The sequence below is a fragment of the Janthinobacterium sp. genome, from assembly GCF_009923995.1.
In the GTDB taxonomy this organism is placed as follows: domain Bacteria; phylum Pseudomonadota; class Gammaproteobacteria; order Burkholderiales; family Burkholderiaceae_D; genus Janthinobacterium.
The window spans coordinates 75,530-84,581 of sequence record NZ_RFSK01000021.1; the positions used below are offsets into that span (position 1 = coordinate 75,530).

Annotated in this window: 8 protein-coding genes; 3 read left to right on the plus strand and 5 right to left on the minus strand. The window is 63.7% G+C overall.

Annotation, left to right across the window (positions count from 1 at the left end):
* Positions 1-65: 65 nt before the first annotated feature.
* A complete protein-coding gene (locus EBS11_RS12985; protein ID WP_290603374.1) occupies positions 66-845 on the plus strand; it encodes a helix-turn-helix transcriptional regulator in 780 nt (259 codons plus the stop codon).
* 80 nt (positions 846-925) lie between these two features.
* A complete protein-coding gene (locus EBS11_RS12990; RefSeq protein ID WP_290603375.1) occupies positions 926-3,388 on the plus strand; it encodes a hypothetical protein in 2,463 nt (820 codons plus the stop codon).
* Here EBS11_RS12990 and EBS11_RS12995 read toward each other — a convergent pair.
* The 4 genes from EBS11_RS12995 to EBS11_RS13010 are packed head-to-tail and all read right to left on the minus strand — an operon-like array spanning position 3,385 to position 5,922.
* Complete coding sequence (locus EBS11_RS12995) at positions 3,385-4,038, minus strand: heme-binding beta-barrel domain-containing protein (protein ID WP_290603376.1); 654 nt, start codon at positions 4,036-4,038, stop codon at positions 3,385-3,387. The two genes, EBS11_RS12990 and EBS11_RS12995, sit on opposite strands and share 4 nt — an antisense overlap.
* Positions 4,039-4,094: 56 nt before the next feature.
* Positions 4,095-4,499 carry a hypothetical protein gene (locus EBS11_RS13000; protein WP_290603377.1) on the minus strand — a complete coding sequence of 135 codons (405 nt, stop codon included), beginning with the start codon at positions 4,497-4,499 and terminating at the stop codon, positions 4,095-4,097.
* A 2-nt stretch (positions 4,500-4,501) separates the two neighbouring features.
* Positions 4,502-5,305: a type I methionyl aminopeptidase gene (gene map, locus EBS11_RS13005; protein ID WP_290603378.1), complete on the minus strand. Its 804-nt coding sequence runs from the start codon at positions 5,303-5,305 to the stop codon at positions 4,502-4,504.
* Positions 5,306-5,322: 17 nt separating this feature from the next.
* The gene (locus tag EBS11_RS13010) at positions 5,323-5,922 is read right to left on the minus strand and encodes a TetR/AcrR family transcriptional regulator (protein WP_290603379.1); all 600 of its coding nucleotides are present in this window, start codon (positions 5,920-5,922) and stop codon (positions 5,323-5,325) included.
* Positions 5,923-6,011: 89 nt separating this feature from the next.
* Here EBS11_RS13010 and EBS11_RS13015 point away from each other — a divergent pair, with 89 nt between their 5' ends.
* The gene (locus EBS11_RS13015) at positions 6,012-7,559 is read left to right on the plus strand and encodes an AMP nucleosidase (RefSeq protein ID WP_290603380.1); all 1,548 of its coding nucleotides are present in this window, start codon (positions 6,012-6,014) and stop codon (positions 7,557-7,559) included.
* An 80-nt stretch (positions 7,560-7,639) separates the two neighbouring features.
* On the opposite strand, the gene EBS11_RS13020 is transcribed toward EBS11_RS13015, so the two are convergent.
* Positions 7,640-8,626, minus strand: coding sequence for a hypothetical protein (locus EBS11_RS13020; protein ID WP_290603381.1), 987 nt, complete (start codon positions 8,624-8,626; stop codon positions 7,640-7,642).
* Positions 8,627-9,052 lie beyond the last annotated feature (426 nt).

A 9,052-nucleotide genomic window follows, 5' to 3' on the forward strand; every position in this document is an offset into this window, starting at 1 on the left:
CGATTCCATGGATATAATGCATACCGGACAATCGATGCAAAGAACAGGACAAAGCAGGAGAGCCGATGGCCAGCAACCAGCATTTCCCCGCCGTATCCGACAGCCTGCCCTATCCCGTGTACTTTCGCCTCGACGATTACCACGCGCACCAGCAGTTCGATTACCAGAGCCATCCCTGGGGCCAGCTCACGTACTGCTCCACGGGCGTGATGGAAATCATGGTGGCGGGGCAGCGCTACCTGTCGCCGCCCCAGTATGCCGTGTGGATACCGCCCGAAACCTTGCATGACGGCTACATCCGCCAGGACGTGACCTTCCACTCGGCGTATATCGACGCCAGCCTGTGCGCCCGGCTGCCGGCCCGGCCGTGCGCGCTGGTGCTCAGCCCCCTGCTCAAGGCCATCCTCGGCGACTTCGCCGCACGGGGCGTCACCACGCCCGCCAGCGCCGCCGACCGGCGCCTGGCGCAGGTGCTGGTCGACCAGCTGGAACTGGCGCCGTGCAGCCGCAACTACCTGCCCGGCAGCGACGAACCCGTCATCGCGGCCCTGCTGGCCGCCCTGCAGGCCGAGCCGGGCAGTAACCGCTCACTGGCGGACTGGGCCGCGCAATTGCATGTAACGGAGCGCACCCTGGCGCGCCGCTGCCAGCGCGAACTGGGCATGCCGTTCGGCGAATGGCGCCAGCGCCAGCGCTTCCTGGCCGCCCTGCCCATGCTGGAACGGGGCGACACGGTGCAGGCGATCGCGCTGGAACTGGGCTACAGCACGGCCTCCGCCTTCATCGCCATGTTCCGCCGCCAGGGCGGCGGCACGCCCGACCAGTTCCGCCGCGGCATGCGCTGAAAAAGGGGGCCAGGGGTAGCCGCCTTGTCATATGGGGATGCTAAAATTCAAACATCTTTCCAGAGAGCAAAAGGACGCGCATGAATGCCAGCACTGAAACGGCCCGTGAAACCCCAGGCAGCGAGGATGCGCCTCCGGTAACAGAGACGGCCGTGGCGGCGCCGGCGCCCATCCGCCTGGAGAAAGCGGACGCGCCCACCGTGCTGGGCAAGCTGCGCACCCTGGTGCAGGACAAGACGCGCTTCGAGCCGCACGACATCACGCCGCTGGCCGAGGAAGACGTGCTGCAGGAATTCTCGCTGCAAGCCAACTACGCGCTGGAAGCGCGCTTCGAGCAGCGCGTCATCAACGGCTACTTCGCCCCGTCGGGCGGCGACTGCCGCTGCGGCGCGCATGAAGTGGGAGCGCTCGCTCACGCGCAGGAAAAGGAGCGCCTGCGCCGCGCGGCGGCCAAGCTGGACAATGCCTTGCGCCAGCCGGGCCACGCCTACAACGGCGTCGCGGCGGGCGTCTACCTGCCGCACGCCGTCAAGCACTGGCACCTGGACACCTGCAGCAACTGCACTGGCCGCGGCCGCATCGGCTGCCACACCTGCCACGGCGCGACGACGGAAACGTGCTGGAGCTGCCACGGCGGGCGCACCGTCAGCTGCGACGCCTACGGCTGCTACGGCAGCGGCAAGGTATCGTGCTCGTATTGCAGCGGCAGCGGCACGGTGGCCGAGCAAGTCACCGATTACGTGACGGTGCAAGTGCCCACTACCACCTACAGCAACGGCAGCTCGCACACCAGCTACCACAGCGAAACGCGCACGCAATACCGCACCGAACACCGCAATTGCTACCATTGCAGTTTCGGCAAGGTCACGTGCAACAGCTGCCACGGCTCCGGCAACATCAATTGCGGCACCTGCCGCGCCAGCGGCAGCATCACCTGCCGCACCTGCAGCGGCGTCGGCGACCTGCTCTGCAACCCCTGCGACGGTTCCGGCAAGGTGGGCAAGGCGGCGTGGATCGACGTGCACGTGGCCCCCGGCTACAGCGTCAGCTTGCCCAAGCAGGCGCCCGACGACGCGCGCCGCATCCGCGACAAGGAGAGCGTGCACTCACTGGCGGCGATTGCCAGCAGCCTCGCCCTGGCGAAAGTGAGCATTTACAATGAGGACCAGCCGCAGGAGGTCGACGCCCTGTATGCGGCCAAGCTGCGCATCGTGCGCCTGGACGCCGCGTGCAACGGGGAAAAGCACCAGCTGGTGGCGTACGGCACGGACCTGCGCTGGCTGACCCTGGACGACATCGTGGAAAAGCTGCTGCGCGGCGACCTCAAGGCCCTCAGCGACGCGCTGGCCGGCAGCGCCGACGATGGCCTGTTCTCGGCCCACGTGCAAGGGCTATTGACGCCGCTGCGCGACGTGGCCGCCTCGGAACTGAATGCGGACGTGATCGAAGCGGTGCTCAGCGGCGACGCGGACCACGCGCACGTCGATGTCGTCTCCGCCGAGTATGCCAGCAATGTGCGCACCTGCGTGCTGGGCGCCCTGCGCCAGGTCTACACGCGGCTGGCCAAGCAGTTCTGGTGGAAGGGCGCGCTGGCCGCGCTGGCTGCCGCCATCGCCACCTGGTTCTTCGCCGGACGCGGCATGGCGGCGCTGGCCGGCCTGCTCGTCACGGGTGCCGGCTACTGGCTGTTCAACCGCAGGGTGAAGGCCGTGCTGAGCGAGGCGCTGGGCGGCGAGCAGCAGGCGCTGCGCGCCATGCAGATCGCCGGCAAGGGCCGCCGCAACCAGCTGGCCCAGGTCCTGGTCCTGGCCCCGGCCAGCCTGGCCGTGCTGGCCGCCAGCTACGCCTTGCCCGTGCGCGTGCGCGCCCCTGCCCCGCCACAGCAGGCAGCCATGGCCTCGGTGCCGGTGGCGCCCCATGCGCCGGCCGCCGTGCCGCCGGATGCAAGCAGCGCCAAAGCCGTCAAGCTGTATGAAAACGGCGACAAGGTGCAGGCGCTGGCCATGCTGGAAAGCCTGGTCGGCAAGGGCGACGCCGGCGCGTATGGCCTGTATGGCTGGATGCTGCTGATGGGCGAAGGCCAGGGCGGCCCCGTCACGGCCCCCACGGCGCAGCAGCGCGAAGCGCGCCAGGCGGCGGCCAAGCCCCTGATCGGCAAGGGACTCGTCAAGGGCGACAGCTACGCGCTGGCGGCGAAGGGCGTGATGCTGGCCGAAGGCTGGCAAGAGCCGCGCAACATGGCGCGCGGGCTGGACTTGCTGAAACAGGCGGCCGGCAAGGGCAATGCGCAAGCCATGCATCTGCTGGGCCTGTACAACGTGCGCGGCTACCAGATGCCCGTCAACCACAAGGAAGCACGCAAATGGTTCACCCTGGCCGCCGACAAGGGCAGCGCGGGCGATATCTACAACCTGGGACTGATGGACTGGGAAGGCGCGGGCCTGAAACGCCCGGACCGCGCCAGCGCCATGCAGCGCTGGAAGATCGCCGCCGCCATGGGCGAGGAGCGCGCCATCAAGGCGGTGGCACAGGGACAGCCTTAAGCTGCTGCGGCGGCGGCCAGCGCCTGCAAGGCCATCGGGTTCGGCGTCGGCTCGCCGATTTTCGTCAGCAGGTTGCGATCCGTGTGGTGGAATGGTTCGTCCTTGCCGCGGATGAGCATGACCGTGTCCTCGTCGTAGCCCCAGGTGCCGTCCGCGTGGATGTCGACCTTGATGCGGTACTCGACGGTGGTGAAGGCGTGTTCCAGGAAGGGGTTCGAGCAGATGCCATAGGCCGTCGACTCGCGCTTGGCCACCAGCTCGAAACTGGTGGCGTCCGCCGTCGTCGTGCCGGACGCCATGGCGATCTGGCCGCGCGGGATGGCCAGGGTCTGGATCACGGCGCCCGTGGCCGGCTCCCACAGCCAGTAGCCCACCTGTTCGTGGTAGGTTTTGACTTGATCCGGCTTGGTGATGTGGATGTAGTAGCGCAGGCCGTAGAACAGCTGCGGGCCGTTGGTGACAGGGTCGATCGGCTGCAGCTCGATGCGCTCGACGAAGGCCTGCTTGCGCGGACCATCGGCCTTCGGCTTGACGTCCAGGCCGCGCGTGCCGGTCCAGATGCCGGCCATGCCGGTCAGGGGGCCCAGGTTGTTCAGGGTGTGCACGTCGGCGGACGGCTCGGTGTAGATATCTTCGGGAAAATCGCTCATGCGGAAGTCTTCAAAATGGGGCAACAGTGCTTGCCGCCATTGTAAGACCCAGGCCGCTACCGTGGAAAGAGCGCGATATGGCGTTCGATGAACGCGACCGATGCCCGGGCCAGCGTCGGGCGCTGCGCCGCGAACAGCGCCGCGTCGCGCGCCTGCAGCAAATTGCCCGCCACTTCCGGCAAGTGCAGCTGGCCGGCGATCAGCGCCGCCACCGCGTCGATATTCGCGTACAGGGCGCTGTCGAAGCCCTCCCAGTCCACGTAGGCCAGCCACCCGGCCAGCATCACCATGGCGGCGACGGGCGGCGCCAGGGCCGCGATGCGCTCCGCGCGCAGCACGCTGTCGTCGCGGATGCCTTCCTGCTGCAGGACGGCCAGCGCCACCTGCTGCAGCGCGTCCTCCGGCCCATGCCGGTGCCTGTCCAGCAGGCGCCGCGTCAGGCTGGAACTGGCTGCCTCCATGGTCAGACCAGCGGGTCCGGCAAACCGGTCAGGGTGAAGATTTCAAAGCCTGTTTCCGTCACGGCCAGCGAATGCTCGAACTGCGCCGACAGCGAACGGTCCTTCGTCACCGTCGTCCATTTGTCCGGCAAGACCTTGACCTGGTAGCTGCCCACGTTGAGCATCGGTTCAATCGTAAAGATCATGCCCGGTTCGAGCACGATGCCCGTGCCGGCGCGGCCATAGTGCAGCACTTGCGGCGTGTCGTGGAAGACCTGGCCCACGCCATGGCCGCAGAAGTCGCGCACGGAGGAAAAGCCCTGCGCCTTGGCCACGGCTTCGATGGCGGCGCCCACGTCGCCCAGGGTCGCGCCCGGACGCACGGTGTGGATGCCGGCCATCATGGCGTCATATGCCGTGTTGACGAGGCGATTGGCCAGGATGGAGACGGCGCCCACCTTGAATGTGCGGCTGGTGTCGCCGAACCAGCCGTTGAACTTCGGCGTCACGTCGATGTTCAGGATGTCGCCCACTTTCAGAATCTTGGTGTCCGACGGGATGCCGTGCGTGACCACGTGGTTGACGGAGATGCAGCTGGCGTGCTTGTAGCCGTGGTAGTCGATGGTGCCGGGGATGGCGCCGGCGGCGCGCATGAATTCTTCGCACAGGGCGTCGAGCTTGGCCGTCGAGACGCCCGGTTTGACGAAAGGCGTGATGTAGTCGAGCGTGTCGGCGGCGATGCGGCCGGCCGCGCGCATGCCGATGAAGCCTTCTTCATCGTGCAGGGGGATTTTCTTGCCGTGTTCAAGCTGGGTGGAATAGCGCATGGGGATTCTTTTCTTTGTTAGTGTGTGGTGGTGTGGGCGGCCCAGCCGCGCACGGCATCGTGCGAGGCGCGCAGCATGGCGTCGACGCTGGCCGGTATCGGCCGCTCCTGCGTCAGGTAAGGCTTGACGACGGCCACGGGGGCGTCGATCAGCACGAATTTGAGCAGCATGTGATCCAGGTCCAGCTCCGTGGTGGCGGGCATGGAGGCGGCGCAGCGGGCGAAGCAGGCGTCGAGCGCCGCCTGCTCTTCCTCCACGGCGGCGGCCAGTTCTTCGCTCAGGCCCCCGTTGAAGTCGGGACTGTCCGCGCATTGCAGCAGGAAGCGCGCGTACACGGGCTTGCGCCGGCACCAGTCCAGCAAGCCGTGCACGCCGGCCCACGTGTCGCCGCCCAGCCAGCGGCTGGCCACTTCCTCGCGGAAGTCGCTCTTCACGCGCAGCCAGGCGCGCGCCAGGATGGCGTTGCGCGAATCGAAGCGGTGATACACGGAACCGATGGGCGCGCCGGCCTTGACGGCGATGGCGGCCATCGACACGGCCGCCACGCCGCACTGGGCGGCGACGGCGATCGCGCTGTCGATGAAGTTGTTTTCGTTGAATTTAGCAAGTCTGACCATCCAAATAGAATACAGATTCTATTTGCTTTCGTCAAGCACCCCGGCCGGCGTGCAAACGCAGGCAACACGAGTTCCCTTGCTGCCTTACAATGGTATGCACGAAACACTCAAGGAGAAATCGCTTGCTTACGCCCCCCTTCATTGCCTCCGCCCGTTTTGATGATCCACGCCTGGCTTTGGCCCAAGTGCAAGCCATCTACCGCAGCAGCATCGAACACTTGCGCGATGCGCTGCAACGTTTTGTCGCCGGCGAAGACATGCACGAGCGCGTGCGCGCCTGCTACCCCTTCGTGCGCATCCAGACGGACACCGTGGCGCGCGCCGATTCGCCGCTGGCCTACGGTTTCGTCGCCGGTCCCGGGGTGTTTGAAACCACCCTGACCCGCCCCGACCTGTTTGGCGACTATTATCTCGACCAGTTCACCCTGCTGCTGAAAAACCATAACCGGGGCCAGAAGGTGCTGCTGGAAGTGGGCGTCAGCGCGCAGCCGATTCCCGTGCATTTCTCGTTCGCCGAGCATGACCATATCGAAGGCAATATGGATGCGGGCCGCCGCCTGGCCATGCGCGACCTGTTCGACCTGCCCGACCTGTCGGCCATGGACGACGGCATCGCCAACGGCACGCACGAACCGGCGCACGGCGAAGCGCAGCCGCTGGCCCTGTTCACGGGTCCGCGCGTGGACTATTCACTGCAGCGCCTGCGCCACTACAGCGGCACCTCGCCGCAGCACTTCCAGAACTTCGTCCTGTTTACCAATTACCAGTTCTATATCGACGAATTCATCCGCCTGGGCCACGCCATGATGGACCGTGCGCCCGACGCCGCTGCGCCATCGGACGACGACGGCTATGTCGCCTTCGTCGAACCGGGCAACGTCGTCACCCGCCGCGTGGGACAGACGGTGGAAAGCGAGGATGCGCTGGGCGCCGCCCCGCCGCGCCTGCCGCAGATGCCCGCCTACCACCTGCTGCGCGCGGACGGCAGCGGCATCACCATGGTCAATATCGGCGTGGGACCGGCGAACGCCAAGACCATCACCGACCATATCGCCGTGCTGCGCCCGCACGCCTGGCTGATGCTGGGCCACTGCGCCGGCCTGCGCACCACGCAAAGCCTGGGCGACTACGTGCTGGCGCACGCCTACGTGCGCGAAGACCACGTGCTCGACGAAGACTTGCCCCTGTGGGTGCCGATCCCGCCGCTGGCGGAAATCCAGCAGGCGCTGCAAACGGCGGTAGCGGAAATCACCCAGCTGACGGGGCATGATCTGAAACACATCATGCGCACGGGGACGGTGGCCAGCACGGACAACCGCAACTGGGAACTGCTGCCGCAGCGCACGCCGGAGCGCCGCTTCAGCCAGAGCCGCGCCATCGCCCTGGACATGGAAAGCGCGACGATCGCCGCCAACGGCTTCCGCTTCCGCGTGCCCTACGGCACCCTGCTGTGCGTCAGCGACAAGCCCCTGCACGGCGAAATCAAGCTGCCCGGCATGGCCAACCACTTCTACCGCGAACGCGTCGACCAGCACCTGCGCATCGGCATCCGCGCCGTGGAACTGCTGCGCCGCCAGGGCGTGGACCGGCTGCACAGCCGCAAATTGCGCAGCTTTGCCGAGGTGGCGTTCCAGTAACCGTCCACATCAAGCCTCATCAGTATCACATCATGGCTCGCCATGATGTGATACTGGAACCACTTAACCGTCAGATCCAATCACGGAATGTTACAGTCGGTTCCGTATTTTCCGCCGCACTTCTTATCCCAAACCCACTGCAAATCGTCTTGTTCCTGCAAATCGACAGAAAATGAAATGGCCGGCGAAGTCAGCGTCAACTTCACGATATTGGCGGTAGCGGACCACTTGGTCTCGTCAGTCAAATCAGACAAGACGACACCTTTATCTATCTGCATGGTGATTTTGCTGTTTGCCAGCAAATAAGGCAGATTATCCTGCACGTATTGGCCGATAGGAAAACTTCCGCCGCCAGGCAAGGACACCGATTTATCTCGCGGTATCAGATTATTGAGTGCAGTCAGATAGTTCTGATCACGCTTGAAAAACGGAGTCGCGACACCGGAGATGGTTTGATTCAAGCCAGCGACGATCGCGTCGTCAATCTTGGAACTACCAAGATTCACAATGTAGTCTCCGATCACTGGTAATATCCAGCCAAGATTGGAATCGCAATCGGTCGACGACGAGGGATTCCCTGAAACTCCCATTCCTGGCAATATCTGGCCCGAGCCTTGCGGAGATCCCAACTGTGCATTGATGGTCAAATTGTCGATGGCTGCGCTATTAGTGCAACGGAAACTGATGCCATATCTTTTACCGGAATATCCCATCAAAGTTTGATAGCGTGGCGCCTGCACCGTAATACCGACGGTACCATCCGCCGCAGGTGCCAGCGTAAACAGCAAGCTGCCTGTCACTTTTCCGGAGTAGAACTGCGCGCCGTTATTTGTCGCCTGCTGTTTCAGAAAAGTATTCAGCGTTTTTTCCAAGCTATAGGGACCATTGGTAATCTGATCCGCAAATCTGGTTACCGGCCCCTGGTCCATCCGCTTCTCTGAATAGGCGACACTGCCGCCTGCGTAATGGACAGTGGCGATGTACGTCACGGCCGTTACCCGCGGCACCCATGCCGCATGCACACTGCCGGCCATTAACAAACAAGACAACAAAGCATATTTCTTCATTCAATTTCCTCAATGTGAAAAATTCATGAATTCAGGCCGCACAGCGCGCCTCCAGAGCCATCAGCCTCCCATAGAAAAAAGCGGCATGCCTTGCGTCACCTGACAGGATAAGTCGCATGTAATTTTAATGAATTGACATCCAATTCAAAAATAGAAATGTATCATGAAAGCAACTCCGCCCGTTTTCCCATGCAATCTTATTCAATGAAATATCAATGAACCGACCAATTGCCGGGCAAGATGAATCAAAAATCCGGTTTCTACGCAAACAGTATCGGTTCCCTTGATTTTTTCGGGAAAATAGAATATTCAATTTTCCTGCCGCAAGCAGTTTTTCTTTACAACACACGCATCCTGAGCATCTGAATCATTAAAAACCACGGAATGGCCTGAAAAATAAAAAGCACCAATGGCCATATGGCCATT